The sequence below is a fragment of the Faecalibaculum rodentium genome (assembly GCF_001564455.1).
Classification (GTDB): Bacteria; Bacillota_I; Bacilli_A; order Erysipelotrichales; family Erysipelotrichaceae; genus Faecalibaculum; species Faecalibaculum rodentium.
This window is the reverse complement of the sequence record NZ_CP011391.1, coordinates 1,704,927-1,722,956: the sequence shown is the minus strand read 5'-3', so window position 1 is coordinate 1,722,956 and position 18,030 is coordinate 1,704,927. Positions and strand designations below refer to the sequence as shown.

Genomic DNA, 18,030 nt, shown 5'->3' with positions numbered 1-18,030 from the left:
TGGATTAGAAAGGCGGCCTATGCACCGAATCGGACTGGACATCGGTTCCACCACCATCAAGACTGTTGTGCTGGATGAAACCGGCCATGTCTGTCATACCCAATACGAACGCCACTTTTCCCGGATCGCCGAAAAAGCCCGGGAAGTCCTCCTGGCACTGGGGAAAAAATTTCCCGGAAAACACAGACTCTGCATCTCGGGCTCTGCCGGGATCGGCCTGAGTGAACAGCTTGGGATCCCCTTTGCCCAGGAGGTTTTTGCGACACGAACCGGCGTCACGACACTCCGGCCGGATGCGGATGTCGTGATCGAACTGGGGGGGAGAAGATGCCAAGATCCTCTTTCTGACCGGCGGCACGGATTTCTGCATGAACGGCTCCTGCGCCGGCGGGACCGGCGCCTTCATTGACCAGATGGCGACGCTGCTGCAGATCAGCCAGGATGAAATGAATGCCCTGGCCATGAACCACGAAAAGCTCTATCCTGTCGCCAGCCGGTGTGGCGTGTTTGCGAAAAGCGACATCCAGCCGCTGCTGAACCAGGGAGCCACGAAGGAGGATATTTCCGCCTCGATTTTCCAGGCCGTGGTCTCCCAGACCATCGCCGGTCTGGCCCATGGCCGCCCCATTGCGGGCAATGTGGTGTACCTGGGCGGACCGCTGACGTTTTTCTCCATGCTGCGCGACACCTTTGACCGGAACCTGCACCTGGAGGGAACCTGCCCGCCGCTGTCCCTTTATTATGTGGCCTACGGAGCGGCACTGCTGGCGGCTGACGAAGCCTTCGACCTGGAGAAACTGGCAGACCGCATCCCGGACCTGGCGGGATGGCAGTCCTATGACTCCCTGCGCCCGCTGTTCCGGGACCGCCGGGAACGGATCGCCTTTGAAGACCGGTATGGTCAGGATCTGCCGGAACCTCTTGCCTGCACGGATGAGTGCGTGTCGTTTTTCATCGGCATCGATGCGGGAAGCACCACGACCAAATGCGCGGCGCTGAGAGAAGACGGCACCATTGCCTTTTACCGCTACCTGCCTTCCGGCGGGCAGCCGGTCAGTCATGTCCGGGACTTCCTGCTGGAGCTCTATGACCGGTATCCCGGCTGCCGGATTCTGGGCAGTGCCGCCACAGGATATGGGGAAGACATCATCCGGTCGGCCTTCGGGGTGGATCTGGGAGTGGTGGAAACCGTGGCGCACTACACAGCGGCGAAAGCCTATGATCCCGATGTGGACTTCATCATTGACATCGGCGGGCAGGACATCAAGTGTTTCCGGATCCGCAACGGCGCCATTGACCAGATCTTCCTGAACGAAGCCTGTTCCTCCGGCTGCGGCTCTTTCCTGCAGACCTTCGCCCAGACCCTGGGATATGATATGGAGACTTTCTGTGACCATGCCCTGAAGGGAACCAGACCCGTGGACCTGGGCAGCCGCTGCACGGTGTTCATGAACTCCTCCGTGAAACAGGCACAGAAAGACGGCGCGGCGATGGAAGACATCGCGGCGGGACTGGCGGTGTCGGTGGTGAAAAACGCCCTGTACAAAGTCATCCGCCTGAAGCAGGGACAGAAGCTCGGGGATCACATCATTGTGCAGGGAGGCACGTTCCTGAACGACGCGGTTCTGCGGGCCTTCGAGCTGGAACTGGGCATGCCCGTCACCCGGCCGGCTGCAGCCGGTCTCATGGGGGCTGTCGGCGCCGCGCTGTATGCCCGGGAACAGGGACTGACATCGAGCACGCTGCGGACCCGTGACCAGGTGCTGGCCCTCCAGCATACAGTGAAGCCCACGGTGTGTCAGGGATGCACCAACCACTGCCAGCTGACGGTGAACGTATTCGATGGCGGCAAGGTGTGTGTGGCGGGCAACCGCTGCGAAAAACCGGTCAGGCATGCATCGGCCAGACCGGGCCACAATCTGTATGAATACAAGCGGCAGCAGCTGGCGCGCTTTGCGAGCCGGAAAGGCCGCCGGAAGACCATCGGCATTCCGCTGGTCCTGAACATGTACGAGCTCCTGCCTTTCTGGCACACGCTGTTCACGGCGCTGGACTTCGGGGTGGAGATTTCAGGATTTTCGAGTCTGTCCATGTATCACAAGGGGCAGGGAAAAATCCCGAGCGACACGGTCTGCTATCCGGCGAAGCTGGCCCATGGGCATATCCAGGCATTGAAGGACCGCGGTGTGCAGGACATTTTCTATCCCTGTCTGTCCTACAACGTGGATGAAGACAAAAGCGTGAACCACTACAACTGTCCCGTGGTGGCCTACTATCCGGAGTCGATTCAGAGCACCCTGCCGCAGGAAAAGCTGCTCATGCCTTATCTGGGGATTCACCGGCGGAAGGACTTTGCAAAGCATTTCTGGAAATTTCTGAAGGAAGAAGTGGACGACACAGTCCGGCTGCGGGAAGTGCAGAAGGCGGTGTCGGCAGCCTATGAAGCGCTGGATGGCTACATGGAAGACATACGCAATCAGGCGGATGTCTGGCTGCAGGAAGCCAGGCAGACGGGGCAGGAAATCGTGGTGCTCTGCGGACGCCCCTATCATGCGGATCCGGAGGTCATTCACGGCATTGACCAGTACATTGCCTCAACAGGCCGGCTCGTGCTCTCGGAAGATTCGGTGTTCCATCACACGGATCAGGCCCGGACGGATGTCCTGAACCAGTGGACCTATCATGCCAGGCTCTACTCGGCAGCCCAGTGGGTGGCTGCACAGCAGGACCCGAAGATCCAGCTTGTGCAGATGGTGAGCTTTGGCTGCGGTGTGGACGCAATCACCGGGGATGAAGTCCGGGCGATCCTGGAAAGTGCCGGATGTCTGTACACCCAGGTGAAGATTGACGAGATCACCAATCTGGGAGCCGTGAAGATCCGCCTGCGGTCGCTGTTTGCGGCGGCGAAGGGCAGACAGAAGCAGACAGACAGCCGGACCGGTCAGATGGCGGATCAAAGTGACCGGCCGGGAGAAATCGCATGACGGAACGTGTCCCGCATCCGGTCTTCACCGAAGAGATGCGGCAGACCCACACCATCCTGTTTCCGGATATGGTGGACATTCACTTCCATCTCCTGGAAAACGTGCTCCGTCAGTCGGGATACCGGGCGGCGCTGCTCACCAACGAGGGACCGGAGGTCAGCCGCACGGGGCAGAAGTATGTGCACAATGACACTTGTTATCCGGCGCTGCTCACCATCGGCCAGATGATTTCGGCCCTGGAATCCGGGGGATACGATCCGGACCATACAGCCCTGATCCTGCCTCAGACCGGCGGCGGCTGCCGGGCTTCCAATTATGTGTCGCTGCTGCGCAAGGCACTGCGGGATGCGGGCATGGGACAGGTGCCGGTGATTTCCCTGAACCTGCAGGGGCTGGATGATGCCCCGGGGTTCCGGATCACGCTCCCGTTTCTGCGCAAGATGCTTGCCTGCATGGCCTATGGGGACCTGCTCATGATCCTGGCCAACCAGGTCCGGCCCTATGAGGTGGAGCCCGGGCAGACGGATGCGCTGGTGAGCGCCTGGATCAAGTATCTGTCGAAGCAGTTCGCGCAGGGAAGCGGGTATGACCTGCGGTCGATGAAGCAAAACGATGCCCGGATCGCGCGCACCTTCCACGAAATTCCCGTCCACCGCGTCCCGAAGGTCAAGACCGGGATCGTGGGCGAGATCTACGTGAAGTATTCGGCCCTGGCCAACAACCACCTGGAGGAGTTCCTGCGAAAGCAGGACTGTGAAGTCATGATGCCGGGCATCATGCAGTTTCTGCTGTATGCGGCGGATATGCCCCTGGAGGATGTCCGGCTGTATGGCGGGAAGAAAAGCACGCAGGTGCTCAACGGCGTCATGCTCACATATTTGACGAAATACGAATCACTGGTCATGGATGCCATCGGGCAGTACCCGGAGTTCACGGTCCCTGCCCGCTACCGCCGGCTGAAGGAACTGGCGGCGCCGCTGATCGGCACGGGATGCAAGATGGGAGAGGGATGGCTTTTGACGGCGGAAATGGCGGAGCTGGCCTTGAGCGGCTACAGCAACATTGTGTGCGCCCAGCCCTTTGGCTGCCTGCCCAACCACATTGCGGGCAAGGCCATGATCTCCAAGGTCCGGCGCCTGTATCCCGAGGCGAACATCGTCGCGATCGACTATGACCCCGGGGCGGCGCGGGTGAACCAGGAGAACCGGATCAAGCTGATGCTGAGCATAGCCCGGGAAAACCTGGAAAAGGAAACGAACGAACAGAAGCGGTCCTGACGGGCCGCTTTTCCGGTGGCGATGGAAGCGCCCTGTGCATGCAAAAACACGGACCTTTTCACCCTGTCAGACAGGTGATGAAAGCTCCGTGTTTTTTTTGTATCTGACAGAACCGGCAGATCCGGATGCGGTCAGTCATCGCCGTCGACCTGCCGGCACAGCTTCAGAATTTCCCGCCCGATCATTTCCGGCTCTCCGAGACCGTACTCGCTCTGGCCGATGGCGAGAATCAGGGCATCGGGAAACAGCTGTTCCATTTCCTGCCTGGCCCAGGTCATCTGCGGCGCAAGCAGTATCAGACGGCCAGGTCTCCCTCATCCTTGCACACCCTGAACGATTTCGTAGAAGAAGTCATGAATATTGCCCCAGGGCGTGAACTGGAAGACGATCCGGATCAGCAGGAATACACTCAATGTGAAACAGGCGGGGATCAGCGCCGAGAAGGATTTGGAGACAGCAGGCGGAACGGTGTCCGGCATTTTGATGGTCCAGTTCTTTTTGGTGGTCCAGCTGTAGAGCCATGAAGCCAGGAAAGCGCCGATCATCCCCACAAACATGCCTTTGGCCCCCAGCCGGTTGATGTCCAGAACGTTTCCGACCACGACAGAGCCACCGGTCTCGAGCTCGAAGACGGTTTCCATAGGTGTGACCAGGCCGAAAGCAGCCGGTGCGATGGCAGCTCCGAAGATCGGATCCACCTTGCGGTCACAGGAGAAATAATAGCCAATGCCCAGGACAGTGAAGACCGTTGCGAAGGACATGGTAGCTGTGGAAGCCGGTCCCAGCATCGCGTTCAGGGAAGCGGCGGCGCTTTCGCCGATGGTCTGAGCCAGGAACGGGAAGTTGGCGATGATCAGTGTGATGGAGCCGAAGATCGTCAGCGGGAAGGCCAGCATGAAGGCATCCCGCAGGATCTGCAGGATCTTGTTGCGGGACAGCTTCTCGCCGAACTTCATCAGGGGTGCCTGAAATTGAGTAAACCAGTTTTTCATAAAAGTTCCTTTCTTCGCGATGACATGTTGTCTACAACTAGATGTCTATACTTTATATGCAGCATAATTCTGCAAATGTAAGCGATTCATTTCATCCGGACTTCTTCCATATTCCTGGAAATTTTCTGGACAAAACAGACATCAGGTCTTTTGGACGCAAATCGGGCCAGGGGGCGGCAAGGATCCAATACTATAAGGATTGCCGGCATCCAGAGAACAGTATGCCATCATGGAGCAGGGGACCGGTCGTGGACCTGCTCGAGACATGGATGAAAGAACCTGTTTTCCGTGAACCATTTTGTTCCGGTATTGGCTGTTCTCTGCCTTTGAGACAGAAAAAACACCAAGTGTGACATCTGGATATCCAAATGTTCCTGCATGAAGCGGAAAAGACAATCTGACCTTTTGCGGCAGGGGAACATCTGTCAGAATCAGGGTAACGAAGGAGGAAAGCCCATGATTCTGGTGATTCTTGGCGTGATTGCCGTACTCAGCATCCGCATTGCACTTGGACTCGAAAATGTCCGCATGAAGCAGCTGGTCCATCACCGGAATGCGGTCTGGGCACAGCTGGACAGACAGTCGCTGGAACCTGAACAGCTGGAGGCAGCCAGGCAGCAGCTCAGGGTCTCCCTGCTGGAGAACCGCCATTTCCGGTACGCTCTGCCGGCCACCCGCGGCTTTGTCCTGTGTGCCCTTTCTGCCATTGCATGCACCCTGTGTCTCTGGATGGACATCCTGACTGCCCGGAATCCTGCAGGTTTCGGCTTCTTCCATGATCTGGCCGCCCCGACGGGTGTGGACATCACCTGCCGGATCCTGCTGATCCTCTATGGGCTGCGTCTGCTGGTATCTGTGGCGGTGCTCCCGGGGCGCATCCGGTGGGTGTATCTGTTCACCCCGCTGGCAGCGGGTCTGGTCCTGCCGTTTCTGTATCAGTGTGTGTCGCTGTCCATCCTCTCTGTATGGGTGACGGAGCAGCTCTGGCTGCTGGTCTCCCTGATGGTCCTGCAGCATCTGACGCGCCTGAAACGCCGTGGCGGAGGCCGGAAAAACAGCGGTTGACATCCGCAAAATTCACATTTCTCTTTTAAATCCGACTGTGCTAGAATGGTAAAAGCAGTTAATGACAGCTTCTAACTGGGTAAAGTGAGGGTATAACAAATGGCAAATGATGAAATCTATGATGTAGAAGACATGGACATGGATGCGGACATCCAGCGCAAACAGGAACTGATCGAGGAGATCAAGAGCCTCGACCTGGAAACCGACGGTGCTGCCGCTCTGCGTGCAGTCAACGACATGAAGCGGCGCTGGAACCGGATCCACTACTGGGAATCCGATTACGAAGACGGCCTGCGGGATGAATTCGAAAGCTATGTGGACAAAGTGTATGCAAAACGCAACGAGCTCTACAAGACTACCCAGGCTCAGAAGGAAGACCTGATCGAAAAGGCGAAGGAAACCGCCAATATCGAAAACTTCAACCAGGGTACACAGATCATGAACGATCTGATGGACGCCTGGAAGGCCGCCGGTTCCGCCGGCAAGGTCGTGGACGACCAGCTGTGGGAACAGTTCCAGGCTGCGCGTCAGGTTTTCTATGACCGCAAGCACGCACACTGGGAAGAACAGACACAGCGCCGCCAGGAAGCCCGGACCAAAAAGGCCGAGCTGATCGAAAAGGCCAAGGAACTGGCCGATTCCCACGAATGGCAGAAGACATCCAACAAGATGCGTGACCTGATGAACGAGTGGAAGGCAGCAGGATCTGCCGGCCGCAAATACGACGACAACCTGTGGGAAGAATTCAACGGTGCCCGTCAGCAGTTCTACGAAGCACGCAACGCCTACTACGATGAGCTGCACAAGGAACAGGCGATCCGTGCCGCCAAGAAACGCGGCCTGATCGACCAGGCAAAGGCAATCGCCGAAAAAGAGGATTACAGCCGCCAGAACACGCAGACCATGAAGCAGATCACTGCTGACTGGAAAGCCATCGGATCCACCGGCAAAAACCGTGACGACGAACTGTGGGCAGCCCTGCGCGAACAGATGGACAGCTATTTCGACGGACTGAAGAAGAACTCCGAAGCCCGGCAGATGGACTGGAGAAACCGCATGAGCGACTCCCGCGTGCGCAAACAGGAAATCATCGCCAACCAGAAGCGTCAGATCAGCCGTCTGCAGGACGACATGTTCGGCCTGGTATCCGAGGCTGAAATGGTCGACATCCAGCAGCAGATCGAAGACAAGGAAGACTTCATCGCACAGCTGGAAGCCGAAATTGCCGATATCGACAACCGTCTGAACGACTAGTTGCATCTACAGGACTCTTCGGAGTCCTTTTTTCATAGGAACTTTGACAAAGCGAGGTGTCACAATGAAACAGGACCGCACATATCTGTTTGAATCCGAATCCATCCCCAAAGCGGTATTCGCCCTGTCTGTACCCACAGCCGCAGCCAGCCTGGTCACGGTGCTCTATTCCCTGGCGGATACGTTCTTCGTCGGCCTGGCCAATGACCCCATCCAGACCGCCGCAGTTTCCCTGGCGGCACCGGTGCTGCTGGCCTTCAATGCGATCAACAACCTGTTCGGCGTAGGTGCCAGCTCCATGATGAGCCGCGCCCTGGGCGCCCGGGACCTGAAAACCGTTGCCCGGAGTTCCTCCTTCGGGTTTTACGGATCGCTGTTCTGCTCTCTGATCTTCTCTTTGCTGGCACTGGTCTTCATTGAACCGCTGCTGTACATGCTCGGCGCTTCCGCCGCCACATACCAGCCCACGGGGCGCTACCTGCTGTGGACCGTGATCGTCGGCGCCATCCCGGCGATCCTGAACGTGGTCATGGCCTATCTGGTCCGGGCGGAAGGCGCCACCTCCCATGCGGCTCTGGGAACCATGAGCGGCTGTTTCCTGAACATCCTCCTGGACCCGGTGTTTATCCTGGGATTCGGCATGGGAGCCGAAGGGGCTGCACTGGCCACCCTGATCTCCAACTGCTTTGCGGTGCTGTATTTCATTGCCTATGTCTTCATCCGACGGGAAAAAACCGTCGTGAGTCTGAACATCCGCCTGTTCTCCCTGAAGGGCCGCGTCCCTCTGGGCGTCTTTGCGGTGGGGGTCCCTGCCAGCATTCAGAACCTGCTCAATGTCGCCGGGCAGGTCATTGCGAACAACCTCGCAGCAGGATACGGCACAGAAGCCGTGGCGGCCATGGGCATCGGCATGAAAGTGGCCATGGTGCCGATGTATGCTGCCCAGGGCATTTCCCAGGGTGTCATGCCTCTGGTGGGATACAACTATGCGTCGCTGAACATCACCCGGATGAAGGAAGCCATTTTGTTCACTGCCAAAATCACCTTCGGCTTCCTGGCCGCCGTGTGTGTGGTCTTTGAACTGTTCCCGTCGACGATCGTGCGCTGGTTCATCCAGGATCCGGCGACTGTGGCCATCGGCCAGGTCCTGCTGCGGGGACTCTCCCTGGCAATCCCGTTTCTGGCCATGGATTTTCTTGCCGTGGGTGTGTTCCAGGCAGCAGGCAAAGGCAACCTGGCGCTGTTCATGGCCATATGCAGGAAGGTGATCCTGGAAATCCCCTTCATGTTTCTCTTTGACCGCCTGTGGCCGATGTACGGCCTGGGCTTCTCGCAGTTTGCGGCCGAGTTCATCATGACGATCATCGGCACGGTGCTGCTTGTGCGGTTTCTTCACCAGACAGAAAGGAGCGTTCATGATCAGACTGCCTGACTATATCCAGGATGACGCCATCCTCACCCGCCTCTGGGGGTATTCCGACCAGCCGGAGGTGACGGTCAACGGCCGCCCTGTACCGGTCACAGACGGCACCTGGGAGAGTGCCTTCGAAGACGGTGACATGCTTCTTGCGGATGGCGACAGCCGGGTCACGCTGCACAATGTGCGCCACGGCCTGGTAATCCTCGCAGCGGGTCAGTCCAACATGGAGTGGCCCGTCCGGGATTCCCTGAACGAAGACGAGATCCGTCAACGGCTGGAGGGAAAGGACATTTCCTGGCTCCAGGTGCCGCGGATCCTGTACCCCGGTCACGATTCCGGAGAGGACATGCAGTGGTGCCGGCTGAAACCGGATGCCATCGGCGATGTTTCGGCAGTGGGGCTGCTCGCAACCCTGGAAGTGGCTGAACGTACCGGCCGGCCCATCGGCCTTGTGGGCTGTTACAAGGGCGGATCCAGTGCCGCGAGTTGGGTGCCGGAAGAGGACCTGAAAGCCGACCCGGCCCTGGAGGCGTTTTATGTCACTGACTACTGGGCGGACATCGCGGACCAGACCGATGAAGAGGAAGATGCCTGCATTGCCGTTTTCGAACAGGAAGTGGACAACTACAACCGGCGGTTTGCCGACTTTGACAAAGCCCATCCCGAACTGAGTCGGGCGGAGAAAAAGGACATCATGGGGCATACCCCGTTTCCGGGGCCGAAGGGACGGAAGGATTTCCTGCGTCCGGCCGGTCTGTGGGATACGATGGCCACGCGCCTGAAGGGACTGGCCCCGGATATCCTGCTGTGGTATCAGGGAGAAGAAGATACGAAGTTTGCGAAAGGATACAAATCACTGCTCACAAAGCTCCTGGCCCGCTGGCGAAGGGAACTGGAACAGCCGGACCTGCCGGTGGTCATCGCCCAGCTGCCGGGGTACATGGAATACAATCCGGACAAAGACTGGGGGACTTTGCGTCTGGCGCAGATGGCGGTGGCTGAAGCGGATTCTGACGCGGAGATCGTGTGCCTGCTGGATGCCGGAGACCACGAAAACATTCACCCCCAAAACAAAACCATTCCAGGATATCGCATGGGCCGCATGGCGGCTGCCATGCTGGGACTGGAGCCTTACCAGGATGGACCGAAGGTCGTCCGACAGACACCGGACCGGGTATGGTTTGACCAGGTCCTGGAGACCGGCAGCGATTCGCTGGCCTGGACCGGCAGCCATGGGCTGGAATGTGATCCCGTTGTCCGCATCCGGTCTGCCACGGGCATTCCGGCGTTTCCCTTCAAGGCCTGCGACCGGATCGTGACAGAGGACCAGGAGGCGTGATATGTACAAAATACTGATGGTGGAAGACGACATGGTCATCGCCCGGAAGACTACCCAGTTTCTGGGATCCTGGGGCTATGACGCGAAATGCGTGGAGGTGTTTGACAGGGTACTGGAGACCGTGAATGAATGGAATCCGGACCTGGTGATCATGGACGTGAGCCTGCCCTACCGCAACGGCTTTGAATGGACCAGACAGATCCGTCTGCATTCCAAAGTTCCCATCCTGTTTCTGTCCAGTGCAGATGACGCGATGAACATCGTCACGGCGGTCTCCCAGGGAGCGGATGACTACATGACCAAGCCCTTTGACATGCAGGTGCTGGCGTTCAAGATCCAGGCCCTGCTGCGGCGAACCTATGATTTTGCAGGGAAGACCCGGACGCTGGAACACCACGGGCTGCGGTTCAATACCGATGAAAACACCATTTCCCTGGAGGGCAGAACGGCGGAACTCACCCGGAACGAAGCCCGGATCCTGCGAATGCTCATGGAGAGACGCAACGTCATTGTGTCCCGCGAGGACCTGATGGAAGGCCTGTGGAAGACGGATTGCTATGTGGACGAAAACGCCCTGTCGGTCAACGTCAACCGGCTGCGCAAAAAACTGGATTCCATCGGCGCAGCGGGGTTCATCGAAACGAAGAAAGGGATCGGCTACAGGCTCTGCGCAGACTGATGTCGGGCATCAGACATGCAGGAATGAGAAAAACCGGGGAAAATGCCTGCAGGAGGACATCAATATGACAACATTTGCAGGCGCTCCCGTGACGCTGGAAGGCACCCGGCTCAAGCCCGGAAGCATCATGCCGGATTTCACGGTCACTGACGTGAACCTGGCCCAGATCGATCCCATGAAGATCGAAGGAACGAAAATCATCCTCTCGGTTCCCAGTGCCGACACGCCGGTCTGCTCCGCGGAGCTGGCCAAATTCATGCACGCCCTGGAGGGCACGGATGTAAAACTGATATCGGTGTCCATGGACCTGCCCTTTGCGCTGAAGCGCTGGATGGACATGGAACAGAACGACAACCTGATCGCCACATCCGATTTCAAGGACCGCAGTTTTGCGAAAGCCGCGGGTGTGCGGATGGCGGAAAACGGTCTGCTGGCACGGGCTGTGTTTGTGGTCAACCCTGCGGGCGAGATTCTGTACGACGAGTATGTGGATGAAGTCACGCAGGAGCCGGACTACGACAAGGCCCTGGAAGCTGCGGGCGTGAAGAAGTAAACGCGGTACAACAAGCAGGAAGATATGCAAAAAACCTGTCAGGCCAATGAACGGCCGGCAGGTTTTTTGCGTTTCAGCTGAACATGCATGATGCGACATGCAGGAAAGGACCACAGAAAGCCTCTCAACGGTATGCACTGACACGATAACATGGCTTGCCTGCCGGCCCGGAAAGAATGACCTGGTCCTATGTGAAATGAATCGGGTGAGAGCAGCAGGCATTGTCGGTTGCGGGCATCCTCGCGATCCTGAAGAAGAAGCGCTGCAAGTAAAAACCCTGAAGACGGACGGGATTTGCCATCATCGGCATCTCTGGCCTGTCTCTCGGACACAAAAAGAACCGGACACGATGCCGGTTCTTTTTGTGTATTCGGGACAGACTGGGTTCTTCTTCCTCAGAACTGATCCAGTTCATCCAGCGTATGCTGGCTTTTCCGGTGCTGGAAGTGAAGAATCACCCACGACACCATGAGCAGCACGGTGCAGCCCGCAATGGTGAACAGCCCCGTCACAGGTGCCAGGGCATTGCCGATCACCGCACCTATGACGAAACATAAAATCACATAGTAGTAGGCTCCCGCGGCCCGCAGATGGTGGTCTTCCCGGTGACAGAGCCAGTTGACGGCGGAGACTGTGCCGGAGCGCAGGTTGCCAATGCACATCGTCGTGGCAAAGGGATGGCCCCGAAGCTTCCGGAAGGTCTGGACCTGCATGCCGCAGACAAAGGACGTCAGGGAGTTCGCAAAGAGATCCAGGGGAATGAACGGCACCAGCAGCAGCAGAAACGCCTCGGCGAGCAGGATCGTCTGTTTCCAGTGCACCGGGTGCAGCCGGGAGAGGTGCATGAGTTCCGAGATGAAGATCCCGGCGGTGAATCCGGCGACGGGGAAGAGATAGTGGATCACTTCCCGCCACTGTCCGGAACACAGGTAGATTCCCAGGAAGAGGATGTTCCCGGTCTGAGCATTGGCGAACACCTGCCCCCGCAGGATATAGGAATAGGCATCCATGAGGCCGCCGGAGATCGCCAGAAGCGTGCCCAGAACGATGGATTCCGATTCCTTATCCACGGATGAGTTCCTCCATTTTGCGGATCACTGCGTGGTCATCCGGCATGGGCAGAATGTGGGCGGCAGCGTTCTTTGCCTGTTCGCTGCCGGTTTCCGGGGCATAGCTTTCGGGAATCGCCTCCAGGAGCGTGATGTCGTTGATGCCATCGCCAAAGGCCGCCGCCTGGCCCGCATCCATCTGCAGAAGGTCCAGGACCTCCAGCGCCGCAGTTCCCTTCGTGGCATCCCGGCGGGTGATTTCCGAGAGCCCGCTCATGCTCGGGGCATTCACGAGATCCGGATGGCGGTCCAGGAACCGTTTCATTTTTTCGGGATCCGCATCGTGGATCTCCAGCTTCACCGCCGGCAGGCCCATCAGCGTCCCGGCAGGAACTCTGGTTTCCCAGGACTTGAGAAACGGTGGCAGCAGGAAGGAGAACACGGGAATCGCCGGAAGCCCCTTTCGTTTCAGGAACATCCGGGAGAGTTCCCCGAGACTCGCGTTGCTGTAGACACCGTCCTTTGTCACGATCTCGATGGGTTCGCTCCCGAAGGTCATCACAAAGTCCCGCAGATCCTTCGGGTCGATGCGCTTTTCGCTCACCAGCTCCCCCTCGCCATCATAAATCAGGGCCCCGTTGGCGCAGATGAGCCAGTCCACTTCAGGTTGCATCTGCCAGACGGACATGGGCGGGCGTCCGGTATTGAAAATCACGTGACCGCCCTGCCTGCGGAGGGCCTCGATTCCCTGACGGATGCGGGAATCCAGCCGGTGGTTGACCATGAGGGTGCCGTCCAGGTCCGTGAAAAACAGTTTCACTGCCATTGTTCTCTGAGCTCCTTCATTTTCCGGATCACGCAGTGTTCATCGGATCCGTCCAGCACTTCACTGGCCGCTGCCTGCACCTCGGGCTGTCCTGTGGACGGCGCATAGCTGTGCGCAAAGAGTTCGAACATGCTCAGGTCGTTGATTCCGTCCCCGAACACCGCCACCTGGTCATGGGGGATCCCCAGGTGACCGGCCAGTGCCTGCACCGCCAGTCCCTTCGTGGCGCTGGCTGCGGAAATTTCATAGAGCACCTCGTCACTGGGGGTGTTCACCACCTCGGGATGCGCCGCCAGCCAGGTTTCCAGCCGCCGGCAGTCTTCACTGTCCTCCCGGTTGCAGTTGATCTTGTATATGGTCTGGTCCAGGATCTGTTCCCTTGTCTGGTCATTCCGGTGTCCCTGGAACATTTTGTCGAAATCCGCGTTCCTGCGGGGCTTTCCCCGCTTTGCCCAGCGCCGCTGAAAATTGCCAATGGTTTCCTGGCGGCTTTGTCTTGTCAGCGTGCAGTCAGTGGTGCAGAACTCGAAGGGCAGGTCCGGGAACAGATCCATGAGCTCCGCCACAATGGCAGCCGGAAGCGGCTGGTCGTACACCACCTGATCCTGTGCATCCAGGGCCAGGGCCCCGTTCATGAGCACCTTTGGGCCCGGGGGAAATCCCAGGGAGCGGCACATGGAGACACTGCGTCCCGTGCTCACGGCCACCGCCGCGTTCTGTCTGGCCAGTTCCTGCATCCCCGTCAGGATCTCTTCATCTGTTTCATGTGCCGCATTGAGCAGCGTGCCATCCAGGTCGGAGGCAAACAGAAGCTGTTTCATGATGGTTCCTCCTTTCAAAATCGCATACAGATTCATTGTATCAGAAGTTGCCCCTCGCAATCCCGGCTGCAGGAGACAGACACATCCGGGCATCTGACCGTGGTTTACAATTGGGACACCTGTATAATCTTGCAGTAAGAAGAAAGAAGGTTGCATCTCCCATGGCATTTGAAAAATTCAAAGGCGCCGCAACACGGAAAGCCGTCGGCGCGACCGTCGACGGTGTACTGAAATACGTCAACAAGGACCGTGTGAAAGGCCTCAACCGGCTGGTGGACATCTCGGAATATCTCGTCGGCGACCTGTACCCCGATGCAGTGTTCGACGGCGCAAGGCGCATGATCGCCGATCCGGACAACAAGTGGATGAAGTACGTGAATTCCATGCTCGATGACCTGGATCCCCATGTGGTGAAGACCCACATCCTGAACATCGGCTACCAGGCGGGGTTCTACGGCTATGCGAAAACCAACCGGTTCGAGGAAGAGCACGGTTACCGGATCCCGTGGATCATCCTCATGGACCCCACCAGTGCCTGCAACAAGCACTGCATCGGCTGCTGGTCGGCGGAATACGGCAACCGGCTGAACCTGTCCTACGAAGACCTGGCTTCCATTGTCCGCCAGGGCGAGGAACTGGGCATTTACTTCTATATGATGACCGGCGGAGAACCCCTGGTGCGCAAGGACGACATCATCCGACTGGCCCGGGAATTCCCGAAATCCATGTTCTATGCCTTCACAAACGGTTCCCTGATCACGGATGAATTTGCGGAAACCATGCGCGAACTCGGCAACATTTCCCTGGCGCTCTCCATTGAGGGATTCGAGGGAGACAACGATGCGCGGCGCGGCGAGGGATCATTCCAGGAAGTGGTGAAGGCCATGGAGATCCTGAAAAACCACGGCCTGGTCTTCGGCACGAGCATCTGCTACACATCGAAGAACTACAAAATGGTCACCAGCGACGAGTTCCTGGATTTCCTCATTGACCATGGTGTGCGCTATAACTGGTATTTCCACTACATGCCTGTCGGCAACGAAGCCAGCACCGAACTGCTGCTGACTCCGGAACAGCGGGAATACATGTATCACCGCGTCCGTGAGATCCGCGACTTCGACGGCGGCAAACCAATCTTCACCTTTGACTTCCAGAACGACGGCGAGTTTGTGCAGGGGTGCATTGCAGGCGGCCGCTTCTACTGCCACATCAACCCCAACGGCGATGTGGAACCCTGTGTGTTCATTCACTACTCCAATGCGAACATCCACGACAAGACACTCCTGGAGTGCCTCTCCCAGCCGCTCTTCCAGGAGTACCAGAAACACCAGCCCTTCAACTGCAACCACCTGCAGCCCTGTCCCATGCTGGAAAACCCCGAGATTCTGGGAAAGATCGTTCACGACGTCGATGCCGTGAGCACGGACCTCCAGAGCCCGGAAACCCCGGAACACCTCTGCGCCAAGTGTGTGGACTATGCAGCTGACTGGGCGCCCAAGGCGCAGGAACTGATGGCTGCCCATCCGCATCTGACGCCGGCGGAGGTGGCGACCCTGCGCGAAGAACAGCGCCGTCAGTCACAGCTGTAGACAGCGACAGTCGATGCCGATGATGGCTGATCCGGCTGGTATTCAGTGGAACCCGGTTTCTGCCTGCATCGGCAGGAGGCAACGCATCGCCTGCATCGGTACCAAGGCCATGGCTGCCTGACTGAATCATTGAAAACAAACACGGGTCCTGCCCGGCACTCAAGCCGCGGCGGGACCCGTATTTTCCGTTTGTGTGGAATCGGAGGATGCAATCCGGTCCTTCGGGAATGACCGGCACAGGCGGAACAGGAACAGCAGGCCCCGGCAGTTCAGCTCGAACGCCATGGCAAACCAGACACCAGGCAGGCCGTATCCTGTCATGGCCGCCGCAAAGGGAATCCGCAGACCCCAGTTGGAGACCAGGGAAATGATGGTCGGCCACAGGGTGTCGCCCTTGCCGCGGAGAATGCCTGTGGCCACGATCGCGGCGCCGTACATGGGTTCGGCGAATGCCTCGATCCGCAGCACGCGGGTGCCCAGGTCCTGGACCGCAGGATCCACGGAGAGCAGCTGCATGAGGGCAGGGGACAGAAACCAGAGGGCAATGCCCATGACGGACATGACGGTGATGCCCGCCAGTTCGATCCGCCACGCAAGGGACCGGGTGAGTGTTTTGCGCCCGGCACCCACACACTGGCCAATGATGGCACTGGCGGCAGAGGCGATTCCGAACCCCGGCATATAGGCCAGGCTCTCGGCGGTGATGGAAAAGCTGTTGGCTGCAACGGAAATGCTGCCCAGTCCGGCGACGATGCGCGTGAATATGACATAGCCGCTGCCCGTGACGAGCTGCTCCACACTGACGGGCAGGCCAATCTTGACCGCCCGCTGTATGGTCTCTTTCCGGAACCGGAAGGAATGGTGGCCGGAAAGAAACGGGGACCGGACCAGGGTGAACCAGGCGAGGTACAGACTGGTGCACATGGCTGCCGCTCCGGTGCCGATGGCGGCTCCGGCCACACCGAGGTTCAGCTGGAAGATGAAAAACCAGTTGAAGACTACATCCAGGGCACACATGAGGATCTGCAGCATCCCCGGAAGCCTGGTATTGCCCGTGGCCTGGAGCATCTGCACGGCCCATTCGTTGAGCATGAGAAAGGGCAGGAAAAGACACCACCAGCCAAAGTAGGCGGAGGCCATGGACTGGATGGCCGGTTCACCATGGAGCCAGAGGGGCAGGTGGGGGGCCACAAACAGTCCGGTCACGGCGAATGTGAGGGCAAAGAGCAGGATCGCGGCCAGTCCCTGCCGGCAGATCCGGGCGGCGAGTTCATCATTCCCGGCGCCGATGGTCTGGGCGGTCTGGACGGAGAAGCCGAAGATGACACCCCGGCAGATGCCGGAAAAGAGCCAGGTGCTGGAGGCGACCAGGCCGATGGAGGCCGCGGCCAGGGATCCCAGGCGGCCGGCCATGGAGGCGTCGATGAGCTGCATCAGGGTCCCGGCGACCTGGGCGAGAATGGCGGGAAGCGCCAGGCGGAAAATCAGGCTGTACTGCCTGCCGGCAGAAAGGGACACGCCCTGGCGCAGGTCTTGCAGGGAACGTTGTGTGGTGTTCATGAGGATATGGAAACAGAAACGGGGGTGCCTTTCAAGAGCAGCCGGACTTAAGCATCGAAAAGGCGGGAGCCGGGGATGGCTGTGATGCCGGATGGGATCGTCCGTCGGAAAGAAAAAGCCCGGATCAGGCAAGATCCGGGTGGGCTTTGGCGTACTGTTCGCTGTACTGCAGCACCAGGCTGACGGGCAGCTGGAGGCAGTCGGTGAAGGGATCGAGGATGACTTCCGTCGTGATCCCGGTGTGAGCGGCGAAGTAACAGAGCTTGAGGAACGGGATTTCGATCCACTTGAAGGGTTCCACCAGCTTTCCGGGTGCCTTTTCGGGTGCCGTGAAGGCGGCAAAGAACGGGTTGCCTTCGTTGTCTGTGAGAAGATCCGGCCAGAAGGGCAGATCGAGCTTTTTGAGCAGGTCCTGTTCGTAGACCGGGTTTTTGAAATCAAAAGAAGATGGATCCACTCCGGCGATCCAGACAGATGTCTGGTCGAGTATTTCCAGAATGTTTTCCAGATCCACGTCGTCCTGGAGTTTCCGGTGTCTTGCCAGCAGTTCGTGAAGTTTTCTGAGTATATCCTGCATACATTCACCTCATCTCTGATATCATATCTTTTTTTGGCAGTTTCT

The 18,030-nt window shown here is 58.4% G+C and carries 17 protein-coding genes; 10 read left to right on the top strand and 7 right to left on the bottom strand.

Going from position 1 to position 18,030, the window contains the following annotated elements; genetic code table 11:
• Positions 1-19 precede the first annotated feature (19 nt).
• From aalo17_RS13075 to aalo17_RS13140, 3 genes are read left to right on the top strand one after another with little or no spacing between them, the layout of a single operon-like run.
• Positions 20-409: a hypothetical protein gene (locus tag aalo17_RS13075; RefSeq protein WP_236940465.1), complete on the top strand. Its 390-nt coding sequence runs from the start codon at positions 20-22 to the stop codon at positions 407-409.
• A complete protein-coding gene (locus aalo17_RS13070) occupies positions 369-2,984 on the top strand; it encodes an acyl-CoA dehydratase activase-related protein (RefSeq protein WP_250636974.1) in 2,616 nt (871 codons plus the stop codon). Before aalo17_RS13075 ends, aalo17_RS13070 begins: the two co-directional genes overlap by 41 nt.
• Positions 2,981-4,261 (top strand): 2-hydroxyacyl-CoA dehydratase, encoded by a 1,281-nt coding sequence (locus aalo17_RS13140; protein ID WP_067558221.1) that lies wholly within the window; start codon positions 2,981-2,983, stop codon positions 4,259-4,261. Before aalo17_RS13070 ends, aalo17_RS13140 begins: the two co-directional genes overlap by 4 nt.
• 131 nt (positions 4,262-4,392) lie before the next feature.
• Here the strand turns inward: aalo17_RS13140 and aalo17_RS12870 are convergent, their stop codons facing one another.
• A complete protein-coding gene (locus aalo17_RS12870) occupies positions 4,393-4,539 on the bottom strand; it encodes a hypothetical protein (RefSeq protein WP_158507768.1) in 147 nt (48 codons plus the stop codon).
• A gap of 36 nt (positions 4,540-4,575) precedes the next feature.
• Positions 4,576-5,253, bottom strand: a complete 678-nt coding sequence (locus aalo17_RS08485; RefSeq protein ID WP_067558218.1) for a PTS transporter subunit EIIC — start codon at positions 5,251-5,253, stop codon at positions 4,576-4,578.
• A gap of 456 nt (positions 5,254-5,709) precedes the next feature.
• On the opposite strand from aalo17_RS08485, the gene aalo17_RS08480 reads away from it, so the two are divergent.
• From aalo17_RS08480 to tpx, 6 genes are all read left to right on the top strand, one after another.
• Positions 5,710-6,318, top strand: coding sequence for a hypothetical protein (locus aalo17_RS08480; RefSeq protein WP_067558214.1), 609 nt, complete (start codon positions 5,710-5,712; stop codon positions 6,316-6,318).
• 99 nt (positions 6,319-6,417) lie between these two features.
• Positions 6,418-7,572, top strand: a complete 1,155-nt coding sequence (locus aalo17_RS08475) for a DUF349 domain-containing protein (protein ID WP_067558211.1) — start codon at positions 6,418-6,420, stop codon at positions 7,570-7,572.
• A gap of 64 nt (positions 7,573-7,636) precedes the next feature.
• Entirely contained in the window at positions 7,637-9,004 is a 1,368-nt protein-coding gene (locus aalo17_RS08470; protein ID WP_067558208.1) for an MATE family efflux transporter, read from the top strand.
• Positions 8,988-10,331, top strand: coding sequence for a sialate O-acetylesterase (locus aalo17_RS08465; protein ID WP_067558197.1), 1,344 nt, complete (start codon positions 8,988-8,990; stop codon positions 10,329-10,331). The genes aalo17_RS08470 and aalo17_RS08465 overlap by 17 nt, the downstream gene beginning before the upstream one ends.
• Position 10,332: 1 nt before the next feature.
• The gene (locus aalo17_RS08460; RefSeq protein WP_067558194.1) at positions 10,333-11,010 is read left to right on the top strand and encodes a response regulator transcription factor; all 678 of its coding nucleotides are present in this window, start codon (positions 10,333-10,335) and stop codon (positions 11,008-11,010) included.
• Between the two features lie 64 nt (positions 11,011-11,074).
• On the top strand, positions 11,075-11,563 hold the full coding sequence (gene tpx, locus aalo17_RS08455; protein WP_067558191.1) for a thiol peroxidase: 489 nt from the start codon (positions 11,075-11,077) through the stop codon (positions 11,561-11,563).
• Positions 11,564-11,958: 395 nt separating this feature from the next.
• On the opposite strand, the gene aalo17_RS08450 is transcribed toward tpx, so the two are convergent.
• The 3 genes from aalo17_RS08450 to aalo17_RS08440 are packed head-to-tail and all read right to left on the bottom strand — an operon-like array spanning position 11,959 to position 14,259.
• Positions 11,959-12,633, bottom strand: coding sequence for a YoaK family protein (locus aalo17_RS08450; protein WP_067558188.1), 675 nt, complete (start codon positions 12,631-12,633; stop codon positions 11,959-11,961).
• Positions 12,626-13,438, bottom strand: a complete 813-nt coding sequence (locus aalo17_RS08445; protein WP_067558185.1) for an HAD hydrolase family protein — start codon at positions 13,436-13,438, stop codon at positions 12,626-12,628. Before aalo17_RS08445 ends, aalo17_RS08450 begins: the two co-directional genes overlap by 8 nt.
• The gene (locus aalo17_RS08440; RefSeq protein ID WP_067558182.1) at positions 13,429-14,259 is read right to left on the bottom strand and encodes an HAD-IIB family hydrolase; all 831 of its coding nucleotides are present in this window, start codon (positions 14,257-14,259) and stop codon (positions 13,429-13,431) included. The genes aalo17_RS08445 and aalo17_RS08440 overlap by 10 nt, the downstream gene beginning before the upstream one ends.
• 161 nt (positions 14,260-14,420) lie before the next feature.
• On the opposite strand from aalo17_RS08440, the gene aalo17_RS08435 reads away from it, so the two are divergent.
• Complete coding sequence (locus aalo17_RS08435; protein ID WP_067558179.1) at positions 14,421-15,848, top strand: radical SAM/SPASM domain-containing protein; 1,428 nt, start codon at positions 14,421-14,423, stop codon at positions 15,846-15,848.
• A 159-nt stretch (positions 15,849-16,007) separates the two neighbouring features.
• On the opposite strand, the gene aalo17_RS08430 is transcribed toward aalo17_RS08435, so the two are convergent.
• Together aalo17_RS08430 and aalo17_RS08425 are read right to left on the bottom strand one after the other, a co-directional pair.
• On the bottom strand, positions 16,008-17,408 hold the full coding sequence (locus aalo17_RS08430; protein ID WP_067558177.1) for an MATE family efflux transporter: 1,401 nt from the start codon (positions 17,406-17,408) through the stop codon (positions 16,008-16,010).
• 124 nt (positions 17,409-17,532) lie between these two features.
• A complete protein-coding gene (locus tag aalo17_RS08425) occupies positions 17,533-17,985 on the bottom strand; it encodes an SseB family protein (RefSeq protein WP_067558174.1) in 453 nt (150 codons plus the stop codon).
• Positions 17,986-18,030 lie beyond the last annotated feature (45 nt).